We start from the raw sequence: 25,056 nt of genomic DNA, 5'->3' as shown, positions 1-25,056 counted from the left end.
AACACTGGCTTTAAAAGTCGTATCTTTGCCGTGACCTGATACGTAAACAGCGATTTCGCGAACTGAATAACGGTAGAAAGATGGCGAAAACCAGTGATTGGAAAATTGTAGCGACAGAAGGTGCCACAGTTGATGGCCGAAAACTTCTACGCCAGTGGTTTAAAGAAATGGCTGAGCAGTATTCTACTCAGGAGTACACAGCCATGATTTGGCCGGAACATTTTCGATTCGGTGGTTTCGGCGATAACTGGGGAACGGTTGAAGCTGTTAAAGCCGAAGAACTGAACGGAAAAATGCGCTTGTTCGCAAAGATTAAGCCAAATCAATACCTTCTGACAGCCAATAAGCTTGGGCAGAAACTTTTCACCTCGATCGAAATAAACCCAGATTACAAAGGCGAAGGGCGATGCTACCTGAGAGGACTGGCTGTGACTGACTCCCCAGCATCTACAGGCACGTCGAGGCTTGAATTTTCGGAGAGGAATGGACAAGTCAAAGCCATTGAATGTGATCAACTTGAAGAGCTGGATTTTTCTGAATGTCAGCCAAACGCCTTAGTTCAAGCTATTTCAACACTGTTTACTCATTTCCAATCTGGTAATCCCACATCAGAAACACAACCCGAATCGGCATCAGAGGACACCGACGTGACTCCAGAGCAACTGAAAGCGGCGCTGAAAGAACAGTTCAGCACCATGAAAACCGAACTGAAAACGGAGCTGGAAGAAAGTCTGACAGCCAAGTTTTCCCAGAATCCGCAGGTCGATGAACCTGAAGAAGGGGGCGATGCAGGCAAAGAGACGACGACTGAAATACAGAACTTCTCTGCCGAAAGCTTCACCAAAGCACTGCAGGACGGCCTGAAACCACTGACTGACAAAATGGAAGGTCTTGAGCAGAAGTTTGCCGCCCTGAATGTCGAAGCCGACGGCCAGCGCCCTGCGGGTGAAGGTTCAGACGCAGACAAAATGGAGGTGTTTTAAATGCTGAATGCTGTCTCTACTCAATTTCTGCACGAGTTCTGCAACGCCACCGTTGAAAGCGCTGGTGCTGCGGCTGGCGCCCGGATGTTTAACATCACACCACCGATGGAAACCAAACTGCGCCAGGCCATCATGCAGTCGGATGCCTTTCTGGGCATGATTGCACTGCTGCCGGTTCAGCAGATTAAAGGCCAGGTGATCGATGTAGGCAATGATGGCTTGTCAACGGGCCGTGCTGAAGGCCGGTTCAGTGTTGAAGTCGGACAAAGCGGCAATACCTACGAACTGACCAAAACCGATTCCGGTGCGCATATTCTCTGGGAAACCATGACCCAGTGGGCGAACTCGGGCTCGAAAGGCGACTGGCTGAAGATGATGAAAAATGCCATCTCACGCCGCTTTGCACTGGACATGCTGCGGGTCGGTTTCAATGGTACGTCCATTGCGACGATCACCAATCCGGTTGCCAACCCGTTAGGTCAGGACGTCAATAAAGGCTGGCTGACCATCGTGAAGGAAAAGAAAGCGGCGCAGGTACTGGCTGCCGCTGTTCTTGACCCGACAGGCGCCACAGCTGATTCCTACAAAAACCTTGATTCACTCACGCAAGACCTGATTAACACCACCATTGCCCCGGAGCACCGTCAGGACCCGGACCTGGTTGTGATTGTCGGCTCTGATCTGGTTGCCGCCGAGCAGCACCGTCTACTGGAAGCGGCAGACACGCCAACCGAACATAAAGCGGCGCAGCAACTGGCGAAGACCATCGCTGGTAAGAAGGCTTACACGCCGCCTTTCTTCCCGCCAAAAATGATTTGGGTCACCAATCTGAAAAACCTGCAGATCCTGACGCAGGAAGGCACACAGTGGCGGAAGCAGGAAAACAATGAAGACCGCCTGCGTTTTGAAAACAACCACATCCGCATGGAAGGGTATGCGGTGGGCAACCTGAACAAGTTCGCGGCCATTGAAGAAGTCACGGTCGCTGAACCTCAGCCTGCGGCGTAGGAGTGAATCATGGTTAGCCCGTTAAAACGTCAGCGAGACCAGTTACTGCAGTCGGGCACACAAACCGTGGCGCAAGCCGCCACGGTGAACACCGACAGCCTGCACTTGCGCCTGATTGAGTTTGAAAACGACAAGAAGGCACTGAAGAACTTCAACGCCATTGCTGACCGCATCGTCCATAAACGCGATGTGCTGGTGCCCAAGTACCGCCCGGTTGCAGAAACCTATTTGGCCGCTGGTGAGCACTACGAAAACCCGATTTTCACCACCCTCACGCTGTGGCTGTTTGATATCGGTGATCTGGAAACCGCGATTGCCTGGTGCCTGAAAGCTATTGAAATGGACTTACCGACACCGGAGAACATCAAACGCGACTGGCCGACCTTCTGTGCCGATCATGTTCTGGAATGGGCCGAGCGCGAAGCCGAGCGCGGCCACAGCATTGAGCCTTACTTCAGCCAGGTGTTTGAGAAGGTGATGCATGACTGGCGGCTGCACGAAAAGGTCAGCGCTAAGTGGTTCAAGTTCGCCGGATATTACCTGCTGCGCGATGACGAAGGAAAACCACGTCCGGCGGCTGTGGGTGACATCGACACTCTGGAAAAGGCGCAGGCACTACTGCAAAAGGCACATGAGTATTACGACAAGATTGGCGTGAAAAGTGTCTTGGACCGTATCCCTCAGCGTATCAACGCCCTGAAGGACGGCAAGAATTTATAACGGCTCCTAACCCCGCCGCGCCTCGGCTGGCGAGGATAAGACAGTGTTTCACTCGTCTGAATCCGTCGACCCAGTGGGCAGAGGCGCACTCATTAAGGAAAGGCAACGATGAGCTTTGGCGGCAAACAAATCTCACAGCAGAACACAACGATTAGCAACGGGGAATGGCCTGAACTTTCAACCGAAGAGTTTCGCAAATTGCGACGTATCGCTTTTGTGTTCGAAGAAACCAGTCTGGCAATGGCTGTCAGCATTGCCGCGATGGAAGTAAATGACGAACTGAAAGATGTTGACCCGGTAAAGATAACCGGAAACAAAGTGTTTGCCTACAAACGCGCAGTGTATAGCAGGGCACATGCCGATTTGTTGCCGGAGTTCGCGACTCAGGATCGCCGAGAAGTGGCAGAGAATGCAGCGGAAGATTCTCCTGAACAGGCTGCCCGTTTCCGCGCCCAGTCAATCAGAGATATTTGTTTGTTGCTGGGACGCAGCGCTAATGGTGTGGAGCTGATTTGATGGAGACCAAATTGCAGCACTTGCACGGTTATCTGGTTGACAGCCTCAATGTGCTGGTGCACGAGGGCAAGATACACGCAACACAGGCAGGCGGTCAGGTCATTGTGGACGGTGAAGACCGAGGGAACGAAGGCTTTAGAGTTGCCTACTGGCAGTACGATGCGGGGCTGCTCATTGAAGGGTTCCCGCACCTCAAGATTGATCCCAAAAACCTGTTTGCCCTCCTGGCGTGCTGGTTGGATGAATACGACAGTGATCGGGATGTACTGGACGACCTGCGTGATCCTGAAATTGAAGTTGAAGAAAACAATGAGGCGACAGCTGATGTGCTGATTCGAATTACGTTTGCTGAACCGATCGAAATTGTTCCGGACGAAAACGGCCTGATTGTATGGAATGGCAAACGTTACAAAGTCAATCCGGTAGATATCTGGGTGGCTGAAGAAAGCGAGATAAACAATGAAACCGGTAATCACGCTTAATGCCAGTGATGCGGTTTCGGCAAGGAAGGCGTTAGAAGCGTTAGCGCTCCCTCCTAAGAAGCGATTTTGGTTACTGAAAGATTTGGGCCGCTGGGAGATTCGCCAGACCAAAAGCCGGATTCGCAGACAAAAGGATGTGAACGGCAAGCCATTTGAAAAGCGTAAGCAGGGCGAAGACCCGGTATTAGCCAGCTTTACCCAGGGAATGGAACCCTATGTGCAGGACCGGGTGACTTTGAACCTGACCTGGAAACGTAAACTGAAAGGCAGTAAAGCCGCTGCCAACCAATTGGGCTTTATCGAGCATCAGAGCGCTGCAAAGCACATCAAAAAAATGAATCGTCGTTTTGGTGAGCCGGACTACGGAGCGCCTGCCACAGATAAGCAGGCCATCGCTCTGAGGCGATTGGGTTACAAGCTGAAACGTAAAGGTGGCGGCTATAACCGACTGAGCAAGCGGAATATTGCCAAACGAATGACGATAGGCCAGGCGGGCGTAATTATCCGCATGATGCGGACGGGGTCTCGAAAAGGTAAGCAGAGCTGGACGATAGAAAACCCACAACGTGAGTTTTTAGGAACATCAATAGAACGTGTGCGTGCTCGACTGGTACAGAACATTGAAAAAGCCAGGCAGCGCAGATAACGACAAGCAAAGGATAGAGTAAATGGCAATCGGAACCGTTGATGTCAACAACCTCAACTTAGGGCAAGGCGACGTGCCGGAAATCGAGCGTCATTTGCTCTTTATCGGCAGTACGTCAAAAGCTGAGCTGCAGGGCAAGCTGACCCATGTGTCTGCAGCAACCAACTTGGATGATGTGGTGGCAGATGATGCCCTGGGCCGCAATGTGATCGCCGCGCAGCTCAATGGCAAGCAAAACTGGACCGCAGCTATCTATGCGTTGGCAGACGGCCAGACCTGGGAAGACGCGGTGGATGCGGCCAACCTGACCGGCTCTTTCGAAGGCATTGTGATTGTGGATGAAACCACAGACAAAGCCGGATTTGATGCCATGCAGGCCAAGCACACCGAACTGGTGAGCAAGCTGGGGCGCTGGGTGTTCTTTCTGGCTGCCGTACCGGGCATTGATAAAGCGGCGCAAACCTGGTCGGCCTATACCGGCTCAATGGTCACCTTGGTGAAGGATGTGGCAGCCAACATGGTGGTGCCGGTGCCCCAGCTGCATGGCAACAATATCGGGGTGCTGGCAGGTCGACTGTGTGACCGCAGTGTCACCGTCGCCGATACGCCCATGCGAGTGGCAACCGGCAATGTGCTGGGAATAGGGGATACGCCTGTCGACAGTGACGGTAAAGAACTGGATATGGCGACCATTATTGCACTGGCGACCGCCCGTTATTCGGTGCCGCAGTGGTACGCGGACTTTCCGGGGATTTACTGGGGGGATGCCACCACGCTGGAAGCGCCAGGCGGCGATTATCAGGTGATTGAATACGTGCGCCCAGTGCACAAGCTGAACCGCCGGGTTCGAGTGAAAGCGATTCGCCGGATTGGCGACAAAATCCTGAATTCCACCCCGGCGTCTATTGAGCGCAATCGTCAGTATTTCAGTGCAGACATGCGTCAAATGTCGAAGACCACCGAAATTGGCGGCATCACTTTCCCCGGTGAAATCATGAAGCCACGGGAAGAAGATGTGACGATTCAATGGCAAACCAAAACCAAAGTGATCATTGGCCTGATGGCCCGCCCGCATAACTGCCCGAAACATATCGCAGTGAATATTGCACTGGATTTGACTAACCCAGCGGATGCGGAGGCTTAATGCGTATTTCCGGAAAAAATATGCGATTCAATCTGGGCGACATCCGATTGAGCGCACAGAAGTTCACCTTGTCGATTACCGATAACAGCGCGGTGTCTAAAACCAACGGCGTGCCGGATGGCTACGTGGATGGCGATGTAGAAGCATCGGGCGAAATGGAGCTGACCACCTCGCAGTTCAACCTGCTGAACAAGGCCGCAGCCAATGCAGGCGCCTGGCGCGCACTACCGGCATTCGATGCCATGGGTTACGGCAAGATTGATAAGGATGAGCTGAAAGTCGAGATGTTCGGCGTTCGCATCAAGATTTCTGACTTGCTCGATGTTGACAGTAACGGCGGCAGCGCCCTGGTGCACAAAATCCCATTCGATATTACCAGTCCGGACTTCATCAAAATCAACGGTACATCGTACCTGCGTGATGACGAAACCGAAGATCTGGTTTTCTGAGGATAGCGAATGCCGGACGTATTTGATCATGCCAGTGCTATCGAAGCCAAATTCAACCAAATGGCGCTGGACCGACAGCTGGGTGCCACGTCCCGCCAGACGGACAACCAGACCAGCGCGACGGAGTGCGCGGAGTGTGGCGACGCCATCCCGGAAAAACGCCGTCAACACATACCAGGGTGTCAGTACTGCACCCCATGCCAGGAACTCGCAGACAAGGGGAAGCTGTGAAGAATTTCATTCTGAAACGTCGTTACTTTGAACACGGCACATACGGAACGCTTCATCGTGAAGATGGCAGCACCGTTTGCTGCATGGTTGAGCGTCCGTTTTTAAACAACAAAAAAGGGGAATCCTGTGTGCCGGAAGGCACGTACACCCTTTATCCGCATCAAAGTCCGAAGTTCGGCAACTGCTACGCATTGGAAGCTGAAAGCCTGGGAGTGACCCGTTACGGGCCGAGCCAGAGGACTCACATTCTGATCCACAAGGCTAACTCTCCATCGCAGTTGCAAGGCTGCCTGGCCCCTGGTGTTGATTTTGGGTTTGTCGGCAATGAGTGGGCGGTTTTGAACTCAGCGGCAGCGTTTCACAACCTGATGGATGAGCTGGCCGGAGCGCCTGCTGTTCTGACCATTCAAAAGGATTAACAGCATGTGGGACAAAGTGAAACAGCTAATCGGCACCGCAGCCCCCATGGTCGGTACCTTGATTGGTGGCCCGGCAGGTGTTGCAGTCGGCGGGCTGATTGCCAGCGCGCTGGGTGTTGATAACACCCCGGATGCCATTGAGCACGCGATTAAGAATGACCCTGATGCCTTTCTCAAGCTTAAGCAGATTGAGATGGAGCACGCACAGGAGCTGAAACGCCTGTCGCTGGAAGAAGGACGGCTGGCGATGGAATCCGCCCGCATTGCAATGGCGGATACCCAGCACGCCCGTGAGCAGCATAGAGATCACTGGATGCCGAGCGCGTTGGCAATTTCCATGGTCGGCATGGTGGCCCTGATGTTTACCGCGCTGCTGTTCGGTCCGCCAATGCCGGAACGCTATGACAGCGTGCTGATGATCATTGTGGGCGCTGTACTGACCGCATTTTCGACGGCCATTGCCTACTGGCTGGGAAGCAGCAAAGGCAGTGTTGATAAAACCAAACACCTGAAAACAGGGGGATAGATGACCGACACCACACGCCAGACATCACCGGAACGGACGAATTTAAGTGCAATTGTCCCTGTGCTGAGTGTGGCCCTGACAATTTTGGCGGCTTGCATTGGCTATCTGTTTATTCAAACGGCGGCCAACAAGCTGGCAATTTCTGAACAGCGCGCCTATGTCGCTGAAAACTATGCTACGCGGGATGAGCTGAAAGCAGGCTTTGACCGCCTTGAACAACGCCTCACCGACGGGTTCAACCGTCTGGATGAAAAACTGGAGCGAGTAAAACCATGAGCAAAACAATCACCCTAACCGTTGCAGGTACTGACGTCATCTTTCAACCCACCCCGGACCTGTATGCGGAATACATGGGCCAGATTGCGCAGGGCAATATTTCCGATGGCGCCCACAACTTCATCATGCAATCGGTAGGTGAAGACGGGAAGGAATACCTGAGAAATTTGACTGGAGAGAACCCAGGCGCAGCCATACAGCTGGGGTCGACGTTGATGCAGGCATACGCGCCTAAAATCGCCATCTCCGTAAAAAAATAAACAGCAAGGTCACTGCACTGGATAACAGTGACCTTGCCCAGATGCTGGCATTTCGTCGCAAGTGGCTGCCGGGTGAGACGGATGATGAAACCAGTCTTGCCCAGGCGACCTGGCTGGAAAAACGCTACTGGGAAAACATGGCCGCAGCGATGGCCTCTGGTGTGAGCAAGGCATTTTCAGGATAAACCATGTCATTACCCGAACCGCTCCGATTTACCGTTGGACTGATCGACCAAATCTCTAAACCGCTGGGGAATATCCAGCGTCAGTTTAGCGGTATGGCCAGTTCTTATCGTGACGGCACCCATACCATGGTTGCTGGCGCGGCGGGTGTAGCCGGTGCGGGGATTGCCCTGCAGCAAGCGCTGATGCCTGCCATTGAAATGGACCGGGTGTTAGGAGAAGTGAAGTCTCTGGGGGTTGCGGATGAGCAGCTTCAGCAGCTCAGTGATACTGCACTGAATTTTGCCGTGGAGTATGGCAAATCTGCCACTGAATTTGTTGCGGCCAGTTACGACATCAAATCCGCTATGGGGGATTTGACGGGTGATGAGCTTTCAAATTTGTCGAGAACAGCCGCGATTACTGCTGCGGCAACAAAAGCTGATACCAAAACGATAACTGATTACTTCGGAACCATGTATGGCATTTTCCAAGATCAGGCGACGGTCATTGGGAAAGATGCATGGGCCGATCAGCTGGGTAGTTACACAGCATTAGCGGTGGAACGATTCAAAACTGATGGTGTGAAACTGTCTCAATCTTTCAGGGCGTTAGGGAATGATGCAACGGTTGCAGGTGCCGGTTTAGGTGAACAGTTTGCAATCCTTGGGCTATTGGGCAACCAAATGGACGGCGGTGTAGCTGCCACCAAATACCAGGCTTTCATCAGTAAAGCCGCCGGTGCGGGAAAATCACTCGGGCTTAATTTCTTAGACGCGAATAACCAGCTGCTTGATGCGGCCTCAATCATTGATGTCATCAAGGGCAAGTATGGCGACTCGTTAGATGCTTTAGAAAAAATGAAATTGGAGAAAGCTTTCGGTGGTAAGGAAGCGATGTCCTTCATTTCAACGCTGTATGGGCAAACCAAGGAGCTCAGGAAGCAAATTGCAGATTTCTCCCAGGTCAAAGGGCTTGATCAAGCCATGCAAATGGCCGGAGCAATGACAGACCAATGGGAGCGTTTAGAGCAAGGACTATTCGCTGTACGTGCGGCATTCGGGCAGGCGTTACTCCCTTCCATTTTGCCTGTGGTCGAAATGCTTGCTGATGGCGCCAGGGAGGTGCTGTTGTGGACAAAACTGTTCCCCAACCTGACCAAATATATTGGTTATGCAGTGCTCGGGTTTTTAAGTCTGACCGCTGTCGGCGGCGCATTCACCGTCATGGTTGGAGCCGCAAAAATGGCCTTTTCAACCCTGATGCTTCTGATGTCTCCCATTACCGGAACCGTGGCGCTCGTCGCAGCAGCATTCGCGGCAGCAGCGTTTGTGATTTATGAGTATTGGGACCCAATTGCTGCCTTCTTTTCGGGGGTATGGGAAGCGCTGAGCGGAACATTTTCGAATGTCTTTGGCGTGAGCAACGAGACATCGGGCGCATTGAGTGAAGTGTTCAAAGCTGTGAGCCTTTTATGGGGAGCCGTGACGAACCTTTGGGACAGTACTTTCGGGCTATTTGCTGAGTTTTTGTCAGCATCTGATGGCTTGAACGCGTTTACCGAAGTCGGCCGCTTATTTGGCATGACGATAGCGAATTCATTCATGTTGGTGATTCAGGTGCTCAAGCTGGTTGCAGCCACCTTTACCTCTGTAATTACCGGCATTACGGCGTTGTGGAATTTTGCTTTTTCAGGGTTCAGTGACACCTCAGTCTTTGCGCCGTTTATTGAGGCCACTGAAGCATTTGGGCAGGCATTCTGGGGTGTGGTCGGCACTTTATGGAAACAAGTGACCGACATGATTAATTGGGTGATTAAACAGGTCAACCTGATCCCTGGAATTGAGATTGGCCTGATTGGTGAACAGCCGGACATCAAGATTGATGCTGTGGCAAAAGCTCAACCCCGAGCACAAGTACAACCCGGTGGCGTGGCGAAAACACTGTCGAACTATCAGAGCAGCTCGACCCACTACGGGGGCGTCAGTATCTATGCCCAACAGATGAATAACCCGCAGGACTTCGCGAACGAAATGGAGATGTTTGCCGGATGACCTATCAGGACATTTTGATTGAGAACGGCGATGTCGTGCTCGATGCCGGGCGAAACCCGGTACTGATTCAGGACCGGGCCGTAATTGCGCAGGACATCAAGCACGCGATTATTGAATCCGGTCTGGCTGTAGCCCTGATTGCAGAGCGCAGCCGCAGCAAGCGCCGTGACATCAGTACCCAGATTGAATTGCTGGTTGAAGAAGATGTACGCCTGGTTCCGGGAACCGTCCGGCTCGAAGAGCCCACCCCCGGCACCATCTGGGTGTTTGCCACCACGCGGGATTTCGGCACGTTAGAACTGGAGGTCAGTCATGGCTGAGATCCCAAAACCTGACTATGCCCAAATCGTGAAAGATGCCGGGGTGCCCCTGGATAAAGACAGCTGGAAGCAGGTGCTGAAAGCCGAGATGGCCGCTGAAGAGGCCATCATCAATAACGACTCGCCGTTCTCCCCGTTCTGGCGCCTGATTGAAAATGCGGTGATCCACTGCACCGTGTGGCTGGTTGACCGGCTGATGGTCAAACATGTGCTGCCGAACACCTTTCTGGCAACGGCCGCCGGGGAATGGCTCGACCAGCAAGCCTGGGCCTGTCAGACAGAACGGAAAGGCGCCAGCAAGGCATCCGGCCATGTGGCGTTTCAGCGTGCCGCCGCGCAGGGACCGGCCCTGATGATTGCGGCCGGCACCTGGATCCAGACCGATGTGATTAACGGTCACATTTACCGGGTCCGGGTCACTCAGGACACGGAGCTCCCGGAAAACCAGACTCTGGTGTTGGCACCGGTTGAGGCGGAATTGCCCGGCGCGGCGTACAACCTGGGCGAAGGGTATTACCACATCCTGCCCACAGCCATTTCCGGTATTGCTGCGGCGACCAACGCCGCGGACTGGCTGGACAGTGCCGGGGCGGATGAAGAATCCGACGATGAGCTGCGCCTGCGGGTCCGTGACCAGTGGTCAGCCATTGCCAAGTGGCACATTGATGCAGCTTATCGGGCGCTGCTGACCAAACGAGCCGGGATCCAGGATGACAATGTGTATTTTGAGCACAACGCACCGCGCGGACCGGGCACTGCCAACGCCTACATTCTGCTTGATACCGGCGAACCGTCAGCGGCAATGATTGCGGACATGAATCAGCACATCCGGGACAACGGCCAGCACGGCCATGGGGATGATTTACTGGTGATGGCCATGCCCGGTGTGGAAACAAATATTCAGGTGTCAGTCTGGCCTGTGGCATCAATGACGCTGGAAGCGCGGGACGCCCTGAAAGCGCAGATTGAACACTTTATCCGGGCCGCTTTTCGAGAGAACTCTGATTATCAACCGACCCGAACCAACCCGGTCAAACGCTTCAGCTTCTCGAAACTGGGGCAAGAGCTGCACGCCCAGTTCCCCGGCGTTGAATCACTGGAATTTGCCCAGGTGGACATTCTGAACAACCTGACCATTCCCCGTATCGGGACGCTGGAGGTGACGCTTGAGAATGCCTGACATTGTTCTGAAGTGGTGGATGGGCCAGGGTGAGCTGGCAAAGATTGCCCGCGCCCTGCATCGCTACTGGGGCAAGGTCTCGGAGGCACTGCAGCTGCCACTGCAGCAACACGACCCGCTGACCGCACCCATGGGCATGGTCGAGCTGCTGGGCTGGCAGCGGGGTGTCACACGGTTAGGCCAGGAGCCGGAAACCCTGTTTCGCATCCGGGTGGCCTACGCTTACCAGTTCACCAAAGAGGCCGGTTCGATTGCAGGCTGGGAAGATATGTTCCAAAAGCTGGGCTATCCCCACATCACTCAGGATGAGCGATTGCAAAATGTTGACTGGGATGTCATTAGCCTGGAAATCCGAGATGGTGACTTAACCAAAGTGCCCCGGTTACTCGACACCGTCATTCGCCAGTATGGCCGAACCTGTCGGCGCTACCAGTACACCAGTTATATCCAACTGCCCGTCGCCGCGAAAAGCCAGGCCATAGATGCCGGGTTTGAAACGGCGCATATCAACACCCGCGTCAATGTACCCATGTTGCCCAAAGTGCTGAACATGGAATGTGAATACTACACAGCGACAGTAAAAGGTTAAGAAAACCATGGCAAACAACACTGAAACCAAAATTCTCACCGCAGCCGGGAAAGCCCTGCTAGCGCAGGTGAACGCAGACGAAAGCCCGCTGACCATTGATAAGCTCATTTTTGCAAACATTCCGAATCTGTCAGGTTTTCCTCAGCCGGAAGATGGTGTGCCAGCAAACTCTGTCGTGTTTGAAAAGGCTGTGGAGCAGCGGGGTCGGCTCAGCGCGGATGCGGTGATTTATTCAACCACTCTGAAAAGTGATGAAGGTCCGTTCGACTTCAACTGGACTGGGGCATACAGCACAGAACATGGTGTGCTGGTCACCATTGACCACCACAAGCTGACCCCGAAAACGGCAGATGAGCCGGGCATTGCGGGGAATACTTTGGTGCGCTCTGTAGTGTTGGAATACAAAGATATTGCTGAAATCACCAACATCTCGGTCGACGCCTCCACCTGGCAATACAATGCGGCAAAGCGACTGCAGCGGATGGATGATGACAGTGCTCAGGCGATGATCGATATCAATGGCAAAGACTGGTTCATCGACGATGGTTTTCGGGTGACCCCGCAGTCTACTGCATTCAACATCAAAGCCGGGATTGGTTATGTTGCCGGGAATCGCGTTCACCTGGAATTTGACCGATTTGTTCAGGTGGCAGAGCGGCCAGCGTTTATCTATGTAGACGCCTATCGCCAGGGTACTGCGACGGGAGCTTGGGAGACAAAATTTGAATTTGTCATTACCCCCGATGAACTGGATGACTACACCAATCCCCAAGGGACCAGGCATGTGGTGTGCAAAATTGCGCAAGTATTTGACGATGGCAGTATCAGTGATTTGCGCTCTGATGGTCATGGTGCTGGAAAAAATTGGACCACTCAGCATTTTGCCAAGGTTGTGCGCAATGTGGATCAACTGCTGCAGCTTTCCGGAACAGCTGAAGGGCAGCAAGTTGAATTGCTGGGGTATCACGATGAAGGTGACGGTGGTGGCGGCTCTTTGATTTGGATGACTGAACCCGGACGTGACGTAGATGGAGCCACAGTGTTTCAAGCTGGCAGTCCTTCCGGTTATTGGGTTCGGCGAAACCAGACCATCACCCCGCTTCAGGCTGGCTGGCAGCCGGATAAAAACGGACCCGGCAGGCTGCGGGATCTATTGAATGCCGGAGTTCAGTTTGTGAAGCCTGGTCGGCTCACCTCCCTGCAAGGTCAGGCGGCAAAATGGGCTGCCGGATTGAAGGCGCCGGTTGGGTTTTATGGCGACTCAACAACGGACGGCAGGGTAACGACCGTGGATGGTGTGAATCTGGCATTTCGTTGGAACACCAATCGCCTGGTCGGGAGCCAGGTGCCGGATGACCTGACTTATGACCATGATGATACTGAAGTGCCCAATGCATACCCGAACGTTTTGCAGCGAATATTGCGGGCGTTTCACGACAATGACCAGCTTCGTGTCTATAACGCTGGTTTTAAGGGCAAACAAGCTCAGGATGGTTGGGCAGTGAATAACGTTCACAATGCTGTGTACGGCAACCCTGTTTATTCTGACATTGAGTGGTTGGGGGTGATGTTTGGTCTGAATGATTCCAACGCTGATAACAGTCCTGCAGCCTTGGAACGCCGGACCTACGTTGAAAACCAGGCCTTGATTCTGGATGCGTTTGCACGGGGAGTACAGCCCGCTTTGCTCTCATGCCCGCCCAGTAATAACACGGCGCAAAGCGGGGATTATGGAAACAACACGGAAGTGAGTGAACTGGTTGATCAGGTTAAACGCCGACTGGCCCATGAATACGGGATTGAGTTCATTGATGTGAATCAGGCGATAAAGCACTGGATTTACAACAATGGCGATAAACTTGCGTTTTCTTCTGTCTCTACAGATGGCTTGCATCTCAATGAACTGGGGCACCTGAAAAAAGCGGAATTTCTGTTTAAAACCGCAGAGCGGGACAACGTGCCCACGTTAGACAGCCAGCGTCATTGTTTTGATGTGGTTCACTCCGCCGTTCGCTACCGTTTGGGGCGCAATGATATCAGTTCGTCTGATCCCAACCGGGGGGCGAATAAATTATATCTCAATGGCGTAATTGAGGCGGATGACGTTGCCAAGGTGCAGGGACTGGATGTGATTGATCTCTGGGTCTGGAATGAGCAGCGAGATGTTTCACTGATTTACCGCGCCTACAAGGATGCAGGGGTTCATTTCGCTGAAGCGGACCGTGCAGACTTGCCCCGGGTGCTGGTTGAATCTCAGTTGTTTACCGCCAGTGATTTCCATCGCCAGGTGATATTTGAGGATGTTTCACCGGAGTGTATCGGGCATACCGGCTCTGGCCGGACAGACTTACCCTGCTTTGTCGGGAAACTGAAGTACGGACTGAATCGGGTGCGGATTCGAATCCCGGAGACGGCCAGCCGATTATTTGACAACGAGGTCGTGACAACGTTTTTGAAAATTGGCTGGTTGGATTTTATTGCTGACAGGCAGGAAAACCGCTATCCGGTGATGCATTACAACACCGGTTTCAGTTACATGGATAAAGCACACTGGCGTGATGTCGTTGCCGGACGGGGACGGGTTGTCCATCCGCCGATTGATACCGGGGTGCCGTACAACTATGTCAGGAATATCGTCTCTCCGTCACTGAGGGGTTATAACAATTACTCACTCCAGCGCCCAGGCGATGTGGTGGAGTTTCGGTTTGAAGCAAATTTCCCTTCAGGAACCGGGGTAGTTCTGAGCTGGAACAAACGGGATGACTTTGGCGATGGCTCAGAGGTTTATGACAAAAAAGTGATGTATTCGTCTGGCGGTATTTTAGTGATGTACGCCAGTACAGCTGAAGTGCCTGCAGTCAGGTTTGTTTTTCTCAGTCCGGCGAATCAGGGTATCCCAAGTGTGCCGCTGATTGAGACAGGAGTTGCAGCCAGTGACATACAAAACAAAACGATGCTGGTTCAACTGAAATTACTGTCGGATTACACCATACAGGTAACTCTGCTGAGTGCGGAGCTGACCCCGTTGTATGAAGGGATAATTGATGACCCTTTAGTGGTTGGTGAAATCGCCACAGCATATTGTGGCGGCTCGTTTGGAACTGGCTCTTTTGCCGGAGGAACGTTTGAGCTCGAATATCTGCAGCTTCGGGAATACAGCGAGTAAATATGCTGACCTTATCCGGAGCCCAGCTCCTTCTCAAATCCCTGCGCCTCAGTGTGCGCCAGCAACTTGCCGGACAGGATATGTCCGGCCAGACGGCTGCGACGGACCAGGCGGAAACCGGGGACAAAGCCAAGGTGCTGTCTGTGAGTGGCACCATTCCTTTTGAACGTCAGCAACACCTGAGCAAGCTGTTCGAACTGGCCGGGGCCAAAAACAACAACGCCCGCCAGGTGTATCGCATCAGCAACCAGACAGCCCAGGCCCTGAAAATCCGTGAAGTGAAGTTTCAGGGCAACATCAGGGCGGATGAGCAGGAATCCCTGCGTCAGTGGGCGGTGAGCTTTGAGCTGGTTGAACACATGTCTGTGCCTGAGCGGGTTGAACAACGCCAGGCAGAAAAAACAGCAGTGCAACAAAAAGTACAGGGTGTTACCACGCCAGCAACTGAAGTCATTGCTTCTGCTGAAGTACCACCGGGGACTGAAGTTGAAATGTCTGGCTTCATGCGATTCCTGAAATATTTGGATAACCAGCTGGCATGAACAATCCACGCTTTACCGTTCAGGTTTATATCGGCCGCCAGAAAACCAAGGTCAGCACGCACCGGCTGACCTTTGATGATACGGCACCAGGCCGGGCGCAACTGGTCATCGAAGGCAGCCCTGAGGTGAACAGCATTGTCGCCGTTGACCTGGGGTGGGGGGAAAACCTCAGCCGGGTATTTCTGGGTTATGTGGAACGGGTGCAGCCGACCCAGAAAGGCTGGTCGACCGTTTTTTGCCGGGAGTTGGCTGCAGTGCTCTATCGTCCGTTGCCGGTCATCATGCGTCATCCGACCCTGATGCAGCTGCTGAGTCATGTCAGTGAGAAAACCGGGCTGCAGTTCGTGGTGCCCGAGCGGGCCTACAGCAAAACCGCAGCGCCCTGCTTTTACAGTGACGGCAATGGGTATCGGGTCATGGATGAACTGGCCACGACCTTCAGCGTGCCTGATTTTTTCTGGCAGCAGCAAGGCAATGGCCAGATTTTTGTCGGCAGCTGGCAGGACAGCTATTGGGCCGATAAACCCGTGACAATCCCCAATGAACTGATGACGGGTCACACGGCCAACAAAAGCGCCACAATCCCCTGTATCCCCAAACTCAAGCCCGGTGCCCTGGTCAATGGCACTCGCCTGAAAGCGGTGGAATTTACGGGCACAGAGGTGAAATTGACATGGACTTAAATACCATCCGGCGGATGATATACCGCCTGTTCCCGGAGTTGACCGCAAAAGCGCACCTGCCTCGCTGGGGTAAGGTGGTCGCCCTGCCTGAACTTCCCAAGGAAGGCGACCTGTCCGACCGGTTTTATCCCCATTATGCAGTCAATGTACAGTTGCTGGATGAGCAGGGGAATGATTTGAAAGACTGCCCGCCGTTGCAGGCGGTTCCGCTGCCTGTGCCCGGCGTGGGCGAGATGGCCGGACGACTGGAGCCGCCCGCGAAAGGGAGCATCGTCGAAATTGGCTGGATGTTCGGTCAGGCGGATAAGCCATTTATCCGCTGTGTTCTGCCGCTGGGATTTCGACTGCCAGCCATTTTGGAAGGGGAGTCCCGTTACCAGCAGCGAAAAGGGGTTTACCACCTGGTTGATCAGGTGGGTAACTTTGAGAGCACCACAGATAAAAACGCCACGCTGAACTGCATTGACAGGAACGTGAACGCGACCAATTACACTGCAGTCATTGAGCAGCTGCGGAAAGTCCTCATCAAGCAGAATGAGGAAATCACCGTGCTCAAAGACAAAATCGAAAACATCGAAGGCCAGGCCAAACTAACCGTCAGCAAAGACCTCATCATCCAGGCGAAGAACATCACCGAGGATGCAGACACCATCAAACTCAACGGCGGCAATGGTGTCTGCACCGGCGCGACCATCTGCCCGTTTACGGGCAAGCCGCATGTGGACGTATCAACCACCGTATTCGCAGGGAAGTAACCATGGCACTCGATAAAGATTCATTGAAACAAAAAATCATCGACAACCTGAAAGCCAAGGGCTTTGTCACCGAAGGGGAGCATGCAGCTGCGGGTGATATGGCCGACGCGATCGCTGCGGCTGTGGTGGATGAAATCACGGAGAATGCTCAGGTGTCAGTTACAGGTGGCAGTTCTGAAGGAAGCTATAAAGTCACCTGAACATATTCACCGACCAGCAAGCGCCCACCATGGGCGCTTTTTTGTTGCCTGCAGTTAGCCTCGTTGCAACGGCCACGGAATGGAGCGAGCGCGTGACGTAATCCGCACTCCTCCTCCCCACCTTCGAGCTTTGCGATCTGGATTTTTTTCAATTCAAAATCCTGCAATCAGCCACATCAAGGGCTATAAAGTCAACGAACTCAAACACTGTGACTACTGGGCTCTCATCACCTGAACAAGCCCACAGTTCGTGTTACTGGGCCGATTAAGAAATTTCAAAAAGTGTGATTCTTTTCAGGGAAATGAAAAACTCAGTAAGATCTTATGGATCAAATGTTTGGCGTAAGTGATTGTCTATTAAGTAAAAGTTGTATTTTACGTGAGGGATGGAAGTGAAATGAAGATCTGGAAATGATCTCTGTTTTCTTGATAAATGCTGATAAATCAACTATTTATCATTTAAAGGGAATTTCAAATTTGATCTCACAGACAGTGGAGTGAACTGAAGGAAAAAAATTCTCTCGTCATTTACGTAATTCAAGATTACGTCAAACCGAGTGAGCCATAAGAGCTTTACACTGAGCAGAGAAGATTGGCAGAGCTACTGCAGCGAAACGCTGAGGAATGAATCAGCAAATCCGAAGCAAAGAATTTACCTGTCGCCACTTTGTCGCCATTTGGTATTTATGCAGCGTCATTTCCCATAGGCGATTTGGATGAGAAGAACAATGAAAAGGATGCACTATGGCAGTTCAAAAACTACATCCTAAAGATTTATATCTAGCTGTTAATCAAGATAAATTTGAGTTTTCTTCGACCAAGCATTTAGAACCGCTGGACGAGATCGTCGGCCAGGAACGTGCCCAGCAGGCGGTTGAGTTTGCGATGTCGATTAAGGAGAAGGGTTACAACATTTATGCCGTTGGCCGGAACGGGCTGGGGAAGCGCACCATGGTGCTGCGCTACCTGAACCGTCATGATCCCAATGGTGATGCGTCGCCGTTGTATGACTGGTGTTATGTCGCGGACTTTGATGAGCCGCGTACCCCGAAAGTGCTGAAACTGCAACCGGGAATGGGGACGCCATTCAAAAAAGATATCGAAAAGCTGATGATGCGGATGGTGAAAGCGCTGCCGCTGGCCTTCGACAATGAAATGTATTATTCGCGTTCTGAGCAGCTGAAAAATCAGCTGGCGCAAAAACAGCAAGCGGCACTGGGCAACCTGACGACTGAAGCTAAGGACCAGAATGTCAGCCTGACACTGACCACTCAGGGCGACTATCAGCTGGTGGCAATGAACGGCGAAGAGCCTCATACCGAGGAAAGTTTTGAAGCATTACCTCAGGCTGAGCAGGAGAAGTTTGAAGAAATTATCAGTGCACTGGAAGTGAAACTGCGTGGGATTGCCCGCGAGATGACCGACTGGGAAGAAGAGTTCTCCGATAAAATCCAGAAGCTGAATGAAGAAGTCGCGCTGGGTGTGGTGTCGCACTTCATCAAGCCTTTGAAAAAGCAGTATCGGGGCCATAGTGAGATTAAGGAATATCTGTCGGCGATGCAGAAAGATATTCTGGAAAATCTCGATATCTTTCTGGAAGAAAGTGAAGATCAGGTCGCGCTGGCTTATGCGGCGCTGGACCGGAAAATGCCGCGGCGTTATCAGGTGAATGTGCTGGTCAGTCAGGACAGTGAGCGTTTTCCGATCGTGGTGGAAGAAAGTCCGAATTACCACACTATTTTCGGTTATATCGAAAATGCGACCTACAAAGGCACCGTGTTTACCGACTTCTCGTTGATCCGCTCCGGCAGCCTGCACCGTGCGAATGGCGGCGTGTTGCTGATGGATGCGGTGAAAGTGCTGGAGCGGCCTTTTGTGTGGGACGGTCTCAAGCGTGCGCTGCGTTCGCGGAAGCTGAACCTGAGTTCGCTGGAAAGGGAAGTGACGTTATCCGGCACGATTTCTCTGGAACCGGAGCCGATTCCGCTGGATGTGAAGATTATTCTGTTCGGTGATTATCAAACCTATCAGTTGCTGGTGCATTATGATCCGGACTTCAGCGAACTGTTCCGGGTGACTGCGGACTTTGAAGATGAGATGGATCGCACTGATGGGTCAGAAGCGCAGTACGCGCGGTTCATTTCCAGCATTGTGCACGATAACAATATGCTGCATTGCGACCGTAAAGCGATTGCCCGGATTATCGAATACAGCTCTCGTCAGGCAGAAGATCAGAATAAGTTGTCGCTGCATTCGGCGGATATTGCAAATCTGCTGCGGGAGACCAATTACACCGCCAGAGCGGCCAATGCGACCATGATTCGTGTGGCTCATGTTGAACAGGCGCTGCTCCGTCAGGAAAAACGGGTCAGCCGGTTGCAGGATCAAATGCTGCACACCTTCAGAAACGGCACCACGCTGATTGATACGCAGGGGGAAGTGACGGGGCAGATTAACGGTTTGTCGGTGATTTCGACGTCCGATCATCGTTTCGGGATTCCGAACCGGATCACCGCGACCACGTCCTGGGGAGAAGGCGAGGTGATGGATATCGAACGCAGCGTGAAGCTGGGTGGCCGGATTCACTCCAAAGGCGTGATGATCCTGACGGCATACCTGTCTTCCCTGTTCGGAAAAAGCGCAAAAATTCCGTTGACCACCCATCTGACGTTTGAACAGTCTTATGGTGGTGTCGACGGAGACAGCGCCTCAATGGCGGAGCTGTGTGCGATTATTTCGGCTTTCTCGGGTTGCGCGCTCAACCAGTCGATCGCGATCACCGGTTCGATGAATCAGTTCGGACAGGCGCAGCCGATTGGCGGTGTCAATGAGAAGATCGAAGGCTTCTTCGATGTCTGTACCATTAAAGGCCGCCATGCCCGGCAGGGTGTCATTATCCCGCAGTCGAATGCGCATAACCTGATGTTGCGTAAAGATGTTTTGGCCGCTGTGGAGAAAGGAGATTTCCATATCTGGGCGATTCATCATGTCAGTGAAGCCATCAGCCTGCTGACGGGAGAAGAAACGGGTATATGGCAGGAGGGCGGTTATCCGCCGGATTCTGTGCTGGGGATTGCACAAAACAAGCTGAATGCGATGCGCAAGTAGCGTATGGATGCGTTTTCACTTTCCCTCTCTCCTGTCTGGGGGGAGGGAAATTTGTTGTTCAGTCGTTACGATGGCTCTTCCTGTTGTGCCAGAGACAAAAAGCTGGCCATGGCCTGTACATCCAGGTAGCCATCGGATTTTTTATGGGTGCGGAGAAACTGGTAGCCGGACAGCACTTTGGTGAGTTCGTCTGCGGTTTTGCCACTGAATGATTGCCCGGTCACATGCTCCCAGGCAACAGCCAGCGCATCTTTGTCCACGACTTCAGCCTGACGGTAGAGATAACCACAGCCGGTGGCCAGCCATTCCAGTGAACAATTGGCTTTCATCGCGATTTGATTGGCCTTCTGCAGGCTGGGTTCACTGCCATTCAAATACTTACGGATCAGCCCTTCACTCAGCTCGACCCGACGGGCAAAACCGCTGATGCTTTCCTTACCCATCAGGTTTCTTAATCGTTCTGAAAATGACATTGAATACTCGTACTCTGGTTCGAATCTTGTGGGTTATATCATTGCCCGCTGCCTCAATCCAGCCTAGGATTAGGAATTATTTCGAGCAATGAATAAAGGAGTATTGCTATGGTGGCAAAAGTCGAACTGACGCCTCAGGGGCCTGAGTTTTCTGAACTGGTCCAAGGCTACTGGCGTCTGGCAGACTGGGGCATGAGCCCTCAGGAGCGACTGACCTTCCTGAAGCAGCATATTGAGCTGGGGATCACGACCGTTGATCATGCCGACATCTACGGAGGGTACAGTTGTGAGCAGCTGTTTGGTGAAGCGCTGGCATTGGATCCGAGTGTGCGTGAGCACATTCAGATTGTCTCGAAGTGCGATATCAAACTGTGTGGCAGCCAGTATCCTGAGCAGAAGATTAACCATTACAACACCAGCAAATCGCACATCACCGAGTCGGTCAATCATTCATTGCAACGCCTTGGCGTCGAGCAGCTCGATGTCTTGCTGATCCACCGTCCGGATGTGCTGATGGATGCCGATGAAGTGGCCGAGGCTTTCGCAGCACTGAAGCAGCAGGGCAAAGTGGCGCAGTTTGGGGTGTCAAACTTCTCGCCAGCACAGTTCGACCTGCTGCAATCACGGTTAGACGCACCACTGGTGACGAATCAGGTTGAAATCAATCCGCTGAATTTTGAGGTCTGCCATGACGGCACTCTGGATCAGCTGCAAATGAAACGCACGAAACCGATGGCCTGGTCTTGTATGGCCGGCGGCGAGATCTTCAATGGTCAGTCTGAGCAGGCCGTTCGTGTTCGCAATGAACTGGAAGCGATTCGTCAGGAAATCGGTGCTGATTCCATTGATCAGGTCATTTATGCCTGGGTACGCCGTTTACCGTCCAAGCCTTTGCCGATTATCGGTTCCGGAAAAATTGAGCGGGTGAAAGATGCGGTGGCTTCACTGGCGTTTGAGCTGAGCCGTGAGCAGTGGTTCCGGGTCTGGGTGGCCTCCAAAGGACACGGAGTGCCATAACGGTTCCGTATTTTTTGAGCCAGAACATGCAACAACCCCGCAATTGGCGGGGTTGTCTTTTCTGAAGTGGTGATTGAAACGCACTTATTTTTTCTTCTCAGTAGCTTTTTTCAGGATTTCTTTGATGCGCTTGTTCGAGACTCGTCTAGCCATAAATTACTCCTTTCAAAGTCAACTCATACAGAAAATACATTCAGAAAGCCGATCATTGCTTTCAATTTAGTGACGTTGTAACTTGCTGGTGGTTGTCACCAAACTGACATATGACCTTTGTTTACTATAGCTGCTGCCTCAATGAATAATGAGACCTGCCTCAACCTCCGGGTAAACAGTCTTCGTTTTTTACGGCTCGAATCACTTAAACTGTTCATCTAACTGATTGTTTTATATTGCTGCTCGCAGGGAAATCATGAATCTGATTCGTATTGAAGCAATGAAACCGGCTCATCTTGAGCAAGTTGCGGTGTTGTCGGTTGAGGAAACACAGGTGAAATTTGTCGGGACCATGAATGAGATTCTGGTGATCATCGACAATATCGTTCATCCGCATGTGATTCTGGATGGGGAAACTGTCGTCGGTTTCTTTCTGATCGATACCCGCTATGGTCAGTGTTACGATTTTTCAGAGACGGATGCTCTGGGGCTGCGTGCCTTTTTCATCGATCAGCATCATCAGGGCAAAGGTTACGGCAAGGCCGCTGTTGCCAGCCTGAAGTCATTCCTGAAATCAGCTTATCCGGAAGCACTGCAGCTGTTTCTGACGGTGAACTGCAAAAATCCGGCTGCCAGATATTGCTATGAGCAAGGTGGATTTACCGATACCGGTGATCTTTATCTGGGGGGCGCAGCCGGGCCACAGCACATCATGCAGATGGCCCTGAAAAACTGATGCGATGCTGACTGGTCCAGCCGACGCTTTTTGTGGCTTGTGTTACTGTTCGTATAAATGCAACTCAAAGAATAATCATAAAAACGTCAGGAGAATATGTGATGGAAAACAAGTTGTTGACGATCAGGCCGATGAAAACGGACGAAGTCGAAATCGCGGTTGAGTGGGCTGCTCAGGAAGGGTGGAATCCGGGGCTCAATGATGCAGCCTGTTACGCCAAGGCTGATCCTAATGGTTTTCTGATTGGCCTGCTTGATGAAGAACCAATCGCGACAATTTCTGCGATCCGCTATGACAGCACGTTTGGCTTTATCGGATTTTATATTGTAAAGCCGGAATATCGCGGGAAGGGGTATGGCATTCAACTCTGGAATGCAGCGATGAAGTCTCTGGCTGGCTGCAATGTCGGTCTGGATGGCGTGGTTGAGCAGCAGGCAAATTATCAGAAATCCGGTTTTCAACTGGCGTACAGCAATCTACGGTATGAAGGTGTGGCTGGCGGAGATGTCCAGCCAGATGCAGCGGTTGTACCGCTGTCTGATGTGCCATTGGATGCGATTGAAGCTTATGACCAGCCTTTCTTTCCCGTTCAGCGAACCGACTTTTTGAAAACCTGGATTAATCAGCCGCATAGCCATGCGCTGGGGATCATGGAAAATGATCAGCTGGCTGGCTATGGTGTGATTCGCCAGTGCAGAACCGGCTATAAAATTGGTCCTTTGTATGCGGATAATGCCCAGCTGGCCGAGCGTTTGTTTCTGGCACTGAAATCCCGTGCAGATTCATCTCAGCCTGTGTTTCTGGATGTGCCGGAGGTCAATACAGCAGCCGTTGCGCTGGCCGAAAAATATGGAATGACAGTGTCCTTCGGCACTGCCCGGATGTATACCCAAAATGCGCCAGCATTACCGCTGAATCGGCTGTTTGGCGTGACATCATTTGAGATTGGGTGACCGGTTTCAATAGAAGAATTTTTGAAGGCCCGTATGGGCCTTCATCTTTTTGATGGCGAGTTTAGCCATGATTCATGTGACCGGTACCTGCATGATCATTTCCCGGTGTGCAGTCATGTACTGAATGTTGATCACATAGGCGCCCGGGTACTTTTGCTGTCTCTCCACCATCTTGCAGCTATTCGGATGGAGCTTTTGCCACCAGCACGCAAGGAGGGGGATGTCGGTTTTGTTTAGCAAATAGAGATCGGGTAAACCAAATAGCCAATGAGTCTGATTTCGAATCCCTGAAAATAGAATATTGACCGACTCGCCGTTATCCAGCGAAATCATGACACTCGATTCAATCCGTTTTTCATAGTGCTCTGTCGCTGCAAGAATCGCTCGCTTGGCATCGTTGATTGAAATTTCAGGCATATCTGATGGCCCCGTACCCCGGATACTGACGTTGGATGTTTATCTTAGCGGGTGCATTGAACTGAGAACTTTGAAAGGAAAAAGATGATCTTTGTGTGAGGTGATTTCTCAGGAAGAAATGAGCAGGTACTGACGTGCCTGCCCTGAATCTTTTTGACTTCTGTTAACACGCATCAAATACGAGGGTTGTGCCGTAGCCGCTGTTGATGTGGGTTTGCGTGCCGGGAGAAACAGATAATCGGGTCCCGGCTGACTGATTACCGGAAACCGATTTGGCATGGCATAACCAGGCGCTGGCGCCCATACCCAGCTCGACGGTGGCTTTGTTGATCTGTAATGGTTGCGGGGCCTGCGTCAGTACGGCACCCATGGCCAGCTCAAGTGAAAGGGTCTCGGTTTCACCGCTGAGTGCCAGTTTACTGCCCATTTTGCCGATGGCTGTGAAGCTGTCTTTCGCAAGGGCACAACTATCCACATCGGCCTGAATACCAAATCTGGCTTCGAGTTTATGCAGTGGCTGTGCGGTATAGACATGAAGCGTGATGGGTTCAATATCTTCCCATTTCCCCTCAGATTCATTGCTGATCTGAACCGTCCCCTGCCGGTCCCTGACTTTCATTTGATCCAGGACTTTGCTGTCTCCGGTGGCTTCAAAATAGTTTCGGTCACTGCAGTGCACGCTGACTTCCATCCCTTTTTCAACCGTCAGCGAGTCGAAACTGCTGAGGGGTAACGTGCGGGTTTGTTCATCAGCAAAGCTGAAAGGGATACCACCGACGATGCCGGAGAAAAGCAGGATACCGGTGAGAGAAGCGGGAAGCATTACTTTTTTGGCTGTTTGATTCATCAGTCGTCACATTCGTTTGAGGAAAATTGGATTTGAATAAT

30 protein-coding genes are annotated in these 25,056 nt (G+C 52.2%); 27 read left to right on the top strand and 3 right to left on the bottom strand.

From position 1 onward, the window contains the following. Positions 1-80: 80 nt before the first annotated feature. From L4174_RS21180 to L4174_RS21065, 24 genes are all read left to right on the top strand, one after another. Positions 81-983 (top strand): GPO family capsid scaffolding protein, encoded by a 903-nt coding sequence (locus tag L4174_RS21180; protein WP_248141865.1) that lies wholly within the window; start codon positions 81-83, stop codon positions 981-983. Further along, on the top strand, positions 984-1,991 hold the full coding sequence (locus L4174_RS21175) for a phage major capsid protein, P2 family (RefSeq protein ID WP_248141867.1): 1,008 nt from the start codon (positions 984-986) through the stop codon (positions 1,989-1,991). Positions 1,992-2,000: 9 nt separating this feature from the next. Further along, a complete protein-coding gene (gene gpM, locus L4174_RS21170) occupies positions 2,001-2,711 on the top strand; it encodes a phage terminase small subunit (protein WP_248141870.1) in 711 nt (236 codons plus the stop codon). Positions 2,712-2,819: 108 nt separating this feature from the next. Then, the gene (locus L4174_RS21165; RefSeq protein WP_248141871.1) at positions 2,820-3,227 is read left to right on the top strand and encodes a head completion/stabilization protein; all 408 of its coding nucleotides are present in this window, start codon (positions 2,820-2,822) and stop codon (positions 3,225-3,227) included. Beyond that, positions 3,227-3,709: a phage tail protein gene (locus L4174_RS21160; protein ID WP_248141872.1), complete on the top strand. Its 483-nt coding sequence runs from the start codon at positions 3,227-3,229 to the stop codon at positions 3,707-3,709. The genes L4174_RS21165 and L4174_RS21160 overlap by 1 nt, the downstream gene beginning before the upstream one ends. Further along, complete coding sequence (locus tag L4174_RS21155) at positions 3,687-4,355, top strand: hypothetical protein (RefSeq protein WP_248141873.1); 669 nt, start codon at positions 3,687-3,689, stop codon at positions 4,353-4,355. Before L4174_RS21160 ends, L4174_RS21155 begins: the two co-directional genes overlap by 23 nt. 22 nt (positions 4,356-4,377) lie before the next feature. Continuing rightward, entirely contained in the window at positions 4,378-5,499 is a 1,122-nt protein-coding gene (locus tag L4174_RS21150) for a DUF2586 domain-containing protein (RefSeq protein WP_248141874.1), read from the top strand. Continuing rightward, on the top strand, positions 5,499-5,948 hold the full coding sequence (locus L4174_RS21145) for a phage protein (RefSeq protein WP_248141875.1): 450 nt from the start codon (positions 5,499-5,501) through the stop codon (positions 5,946-5,948). Before L4174_RS21150 ends, L4174_RS21145 begins: the two co-directional genes overlap by 1 nt. Before the next feature lie 9 nt (positions 5,949-5,957). Further along, a complete protein-coding gene (locus L4174_RS21140) occupies positions 5,958-6,179 on the top strand; it encodes a TraR/DksA C4-type zinc finger protein (RefSeq protein WP_248141877.1) in 222 nt (73 codons plus the stop codon). Then, the gene (locus L4174_RS21135) at positions 6,176-6,598 is read left to right on the top strand and encodes a DUF5675 family protein (RefSeq protein WP_248141878.1); all 423 of its coding nucleotides are present in this window, start codon (positions 6,176-6,178) and stop codon (positions 6,596-6,598) included. Before L4174_RS21140 ends, L4174_RS21135 begins: the two co-directional genes overlap by 4 nt. A 4-nt stretch (positions 6,599-6,602) precedes the next feature. Beyond that, complete coding sequence (locus tag L4174_RS21130; protein ID WP_248141879.1) at positions 6,603-7,124, top strand: hypothetical protein; 522 nt, start codon at positions 6,603-6,605, stop codon at positions 7,122-7,124. Next, positions 7,125-7,400, top strand: coding sequence for a hypothetical protein (locus L4174_RS21125; RefSeq protein ID WP_248141881.1), 276 nt, complete (start codon positions 7,125-7,127; stop codon positions 7,398-7,400). Then, on the top strand, positions 7,397-7,660 hold the full coding sequence (locus L4174_RS21120; RefSeq protein WP_248141883.1) for a putative phage tail assembly chaperone: 264 nt from the start codon (positions 7,397-7,399) through the stop codon (positions 7,658-7,660). Before L4174_RS21125 ends, L4174_RS21120 begins: the two co-directional genes overlap by 4 nt. A 41-nt stretch (positions 7,661-7,701) precedes the next feature. After that, positions 7,702-7,845 carry a hypothetical protein gene (locus L4174_RS21115; RefSeq protein WP_248141885.1) on the top strand — a complete coding sequence of 48 codons (144 nt, stop codon included), beginning with the start codon at positions 7,702-7,704 and terminating at the stop codon, positions 7,843-7,845. A gap of 3 nt (positions 7,846-7,848) precedes the next feature. Then, positions 7,849-9,876: a phage tail tape measure protein gene (locus L4174_RS21110; RefSeq protein WP_248141886.1), complete on the top strand. Its 2,028-nt coding sequence runs from the start codon at positions 7,849-7,851 to the stop codon at positions 9,874-9,876. Further along, positions 9,873-10,196, top strand: a complete 324-nt coding sequence (locus tag L4174_RS21105; protein ID WP_248141892.1) for a DUF2590 family protein — start codon at positions 9,873-9,875, stop codon at positions 10,194-10,196. The genes L4174_RS21110 and L4174_RS21105 overlap by 4 nt, the downstream gene beginning before the upstream one ends. Then, entirely contained in the window at positions 10,189-11,376 is a 1,188-nt protein-coding gene (locus tag L4174_RS21100; RefSeq protein ID WP_248141893.1) for a baseplate J/gp47 family protein, read from the top strand. The genes L4174_RS21105 and L4174_RS21100 overlap by 8 nt, the downstream gene beginning before the upstream one ends. Continuing rightward, entirely contained in the window at positions 11,369-11,965 is a 597-nt protein-coding gene (locus L4174_RS21095; RefSeq protein ID WP_248141894.1) for a phage tail protein, read from the top strand. Before L4174_RS21100 ends, L4174_RS21095 begins: the two co-directional genes overlap by 8 nt. Before the next feature lie 7 nt (positions 11,966-11,972). Continuing rightward, positions 11,973-15,131 carry a phage tail protein gene (locus L4174_RS21090; protein WP_248141895.1) on the top strand — a complete coding sequence of 1,053 codons (3,159 nt, stop codon included), beginning with the start codon at positions 11,973-11,975 and terminating at the stop codon, positions 15,129-15,131. Positions 15,132-15,133: 2 nt separating this feature from the next. Then, positions 15,134-15,673, top strand: a complete 540-nt coding sequence (locus L4174_RS21085; protein WP_248141897.1) for an adenine glycosylase — start codon at positions 15,134-15,136, stop codon at positions 15,671-15,673. Continuing rightward, positions 15,670-16,356 (top strand): hypothetical protein, encoded by a 687-nt coding sequence (locus L4174_RS21080; RefSeq protein WP_248141902.1) that lies wholly within the window; start codon positions 15,670-15,672, stop codon positions 16,354-16,356. The genes L4174_RS21085 and L4174_RS21080 overlap by 4 nt, the downstream gene beginning before the upstream one ends. Beyond that, complete coding sequence (locus L4174_RS21075; RefSeq protein ID WP_248141904.1) at positions 16,347-17,111, top strand: hypothetical protein; 765 nt, start codon at positions 16,347-16,349, stop codon at positions 17,109-17,111. The genes L4174_RS21080 and L4174_RS21075 overlap by 10 nt, the downstream gene beginning before the upstream one ends. A gap of 2 nt (positions 17,112-17,113) precedes the next feature. Further along, the gene (locus tag L4174_RS21070) at positions 17,114-17,311 is read left to right on the top strand and encodes a hypothetical protein (RefSeq protein WP_248141906.1); all 198 of its coding nucleotides are present in this window, start codon (positions 17,114-17,116) and stop codon (positions 17,309-17,311) included. A gap of 744 nt (positions 17,312-18,055) precedes the next feature. Beyond that, positions 18,056-20,419 carry a Lon protease family protein gene (locus L4174_RS21065; protein WP_248141909.1) on the top strand — a complete coding sequence of 788 codons (2,364 nt, stop codon included), beginning with the start codon at positions 18,056-18,058 and terminating at the stop codon, positions 20,417-20,419. A 65-nt stretch (positions 20,420-20,484) separates the two neighbouring features. Here the strand turns inward: L4174_RS21065 and L4174_RS21060 are convergent, their stop codons facing one another. Then, positions 20,485-20,892, bottom strand: coding sequence for a helix-turn-helix transcriptional regulator (locus L4174_RS21060; RefSeq protein WP_248141911.1), 408 nt, complete (start codon positions 20,890-20,892; stop codon positions 20,485-20,487). A 108-nt stretch (positions 20,893-21,000) separates the two neighbouring features. On the opposite strand from L4174_RS21060, the gene L4174_RS21055 reads away from it, so the two are divergent. From L4174_RS21055 to L4174_RS21045, 3 genes are all read left to right on the top strand, one after another. Further along, entirely contained in the window at positions 21,001-21,909 is a 909-nt protein-coding gene (locus L4174_RS21055; protein WP_248141913.1) for an aldo/keto reductase family oxidoreductase, read from the top strand. A 409-nt stretch (positions 21,910-22,318) separates the two neighbouring features. After that, the gene (locus tag L4174_RS21050) at positions 22,319-22,798 is read left to right on the top strand and encodes an N-acetyltransferase family protein (RefSeq protein ID WP_371929418.1); all 480 of its coding nucleotides are present in this window, start codon (positions 22,319-22,321) and stop codon (positions 22,796-22,798) included. 101 nt (positions 22,799-22,899) lie between these two features. Beyond that, a complete protein-coding gene (locus L4174_RS21045; RefSeq protein ID WP_248141916.1) occupies positions 22,900-23,751 on the top strand; it encodes a GNAT family N-acetyltransferase in 852 nt (283 codons plus the stop codon). A gap of 72 nt (positions 23,752-23,823) precedes the next feature. Here the strand turns inward: L4174_RS21045 and L4174_RS21040 are convergent, their stop codons facing one another. Together L4174_RS21040 and L4174_RS21035 are read right to left on the bottom strand one after the other, a co-directional pair. Beyond that, the gene (locus tag L4174_RS21040) at positions 23,824-24,168 is read right to left on the bottom strand and encodes a hypothetical protein (RefSeq protein WP_248141917.1); all 345 of its coding nucleotides are present in this window, start codon (positions 24,166-24,168) and stop codon (positions 23,824-23,826) included. 163 nt (positions 24,169-24,331) lie between these two features. Beyond that, complete coding sequence (locus L4174_RS21035; RefSeq protein ID WP_248141920.1) at positions 24,332-25,015, bottom strand: GIN domain-containing protein; 684 nt, start codon at positions 25,013-25,015, stop codon at positions 24,332-24,334. Positions 25,016-25,056 lie beyond the last annotated feature (41 nt).

It is taken from the genome of Photobacterium sp. CCB-ST2H9, from assembly GCF_023151555.2.
In the GTDB taxonomy this organism is placed as follows: Bacteria; Pseudomonadota; Gammaproteobacteria; order Enterobacterales; family Vibrionaceae; genus Photobacterium.
The sequence above is the reverse complement of the archived record's forward strand: the minus strand, read 5'-3'. Positions and strand labels throughout refer to the sequence as shown.

What these genes read in the sequence shown, in the direction of transcription:
- L4174_RS21165 (WP_248141871.1), top strand. Translation starts at nt 2,820, where the DNA reads ATGAGCTTTGGCGGCAAACAAATCTCACAGCAGAACACAACGATTAGC.
- L4174_RS21060 (WP_248141911.1), bottom strand. Translation starts at nt 20,892, where the DNA reads ATGTCATTTTCAGAACGATTAAGAAACCTGATGGGTAAGGAAAGCATC.
- L4174_RS21095 (WP_248141894.1), top strand. Translation starts at nt 11,369, where the DNA reads ATGCCTGACATTGTTCTGAAGTGGTGGATGGGCCAGGGTGAGCTGGCA.
- L4174_RS21160 (WP_248141872.1), top strand. Translation starts at nt 3,227, where the DNA reads ATGGAGACCAAATTGCAGCACTTGCACGGTTATCTGGTTGACAGCCTC.
- L4174_RS21045 (WP_248141916.1), top strand. Translation starts at nt 22,900, where the DNA reads ATGGAAAACAAGTTGTTGACGATCAGGCCGATGAAAACGGACGAAGTC.
- L4174_RS21120 (WP_248141883.1), top strand. Translation starts at nt 7,397, where the DNA reads ATGAGCAAAACAATCACCCTAACCGTTGCAGGTACTGACGTCATCTTT.
- L4174_RS21035 (WP_248141920.1), bottom strand. Translation starts at nt 25,015, where the DNA reads ATGAATCAAACAGCCAAAAAAGTAATGCTTCCCGCTTCTCTCACCGGT.
- L4174_RS21100 (WP_248141893.1), top strand. Translation starts at nt 10,189, where the DNA reads ATGGCTGAGATCCCAAAACCTGACTATGCCCAAATCGTGAAAGATGCC.
- L4174_RS21105 (WP_248141892.1), top strand. Translation starts at nt 9,873, where the DNA reads ATGACCTATCAGGACATTTTGATTGAGAACGGCGATGTCGTGCTCGAT.
- L4174_RS21085 (WP_248141897.1), top strand. Translation starts at nt 15,134, where the DNA reads ATGCTGACCTTATCCGGAGCCCAGCTCCTTCTCAAATCCCTGCGCCTC.
- L4174_RS21110 (WP_248141886.1), top strand. Translation starts at nt 7,849, where the DNA reads ATGTCATTACCCGAACCGCTCCGATTTACCGTTGGACTGATCGACCAA.
- L4174_RS21130 (WP_248141879.1), top strand. Translation starts at nt 6,603, where the DNA reads ATGTGGGACAAAGTGAAACAGCTAATCGGCACCGCAGCCCCCATGGTC.
- L4174_RS21065 (WP_248141909.1), top strand. Translation starts at nt 18,056, where the DNA reads ATGGCAGTTCAAAAACTACATCCTAAAGATTTATATCTAGCTGTTAAT.
- L4174_RS21180 (WP_248141865.1), top strand. Translation starts at nt 81, where the DNA reads ATGGCGAAAACCAGTGATTGGAAAATTGTAGCGACAGAAGGTGCCACA.
- L4174_RS21145 (WP_248141875.1), top strand. Translation starts at nt 5,499, where the DNA reads ATGCGTATTTCCGGAAAAAATATGCGATTCAATCTGGGCGACATCCGA.
- L4174_RS21050 (WP_371929418.1), top strand. Translation starts at nt 22,319, where the DNA reads ATGAATCTGATTCGTATTGAAGCAATGAAACCGGCTCATCTTGAGCAA.
- L4174_RS21150 (WP_248141874.1), top strand. Translation starts at nt 4,378, where the DNA reads ATGGCAATCGGAACCGTTGATGTCAACAACCTCAACTTAGGGCAAGGC.
- gpM (WP_248141870.1), top strand. Translation starts at nt 2,001, where the DNA reads ATGGTTAGCCCGTTAAAACGTCAGCGAGACCAGTTACTGCAGTCGGGC.
- L4174_RS21155 (WP_248141873.1), top strand. Translation starts at nt 3,687, where the DNA reads ATGAAACCGGTAATCACGCTTAATGCCAGTGATGCGGTTTCGGCAAGG.
- L4174_RS21115 (WP_248141885.1), top strand. Translation starts at nt 7,702, where the DNA reads ATGCTGGCATTTCGTCGCAAGTGGCTGCCGGGTGAGACGGATGATGAA.
- L4174_RS21175 (WP_248141867.1), top strand. Translation starts at nt 984, where the DNA reads ATGCTGAATGCTGTCTCTACTCAATTTCTGCACGAGTTCTGCAACGCC.
- L4174_RS21080 (WP_248141902.1), top strand. Translation starts at nt 15,670, where the DNA reads ATGAACAATCCACGCTTTACCGTTCAGGTTTATATCGGCCGCCAGAAA.
- L4174_RS21070 (WP_248141906.1), top strand. Translation starts at nt 17,114, where the DNA reads ATGGCACTCGATAAAGATTCATTGAAACAAAAAATCATCGACAACCTG.
- L4174_RS21125 (WP_248141881.1), top strand. Translation starts at nt 7,125, where the DNA reads ATGACCGACACCACACGCCAGACATCACCGGAACGGACGAATTTAAGT.
- L4174_RS21040 (WP_248141917.1), bottom strand. Translation starts at nt 24,168, where the DNA reads ATGCCTGAAATTTCAATCAACGATGCCAAGCGAGCGATTCTTGCAGCG.
- L4174_RS21140 (WP_248141877.1), top strand. Translation starts at nt 5,958, where the DNA reads ATGCCGGACGTATTTGATCATGCCAGTGCTATCGAAGCCAAATTCAAC.
- L4174_RS21075 (WP_248141904.1), top strand. Translation starts at nt 16,347, where the DNA reads ATGGACTTAAATACCATCCGGCGGATGATATACCGCCTGTTCCCGGAG.
- L4174_RS21055 (WP_248141913.1), top strand. Translation starts at nt 21,001, where the DNA reads ATGGTGGCAAAAGTCGAACTGACGCCTCAGGGGCCTGAGTTTTCTGAA.
- L4174_RS21090 (WP_248141895.1), top strand. Translation starts at nt 11,973, where the DNA reads ATGGCAAACAACACTGAAACCAAAATTCTCACCGCAGCCGGGAAAGCC.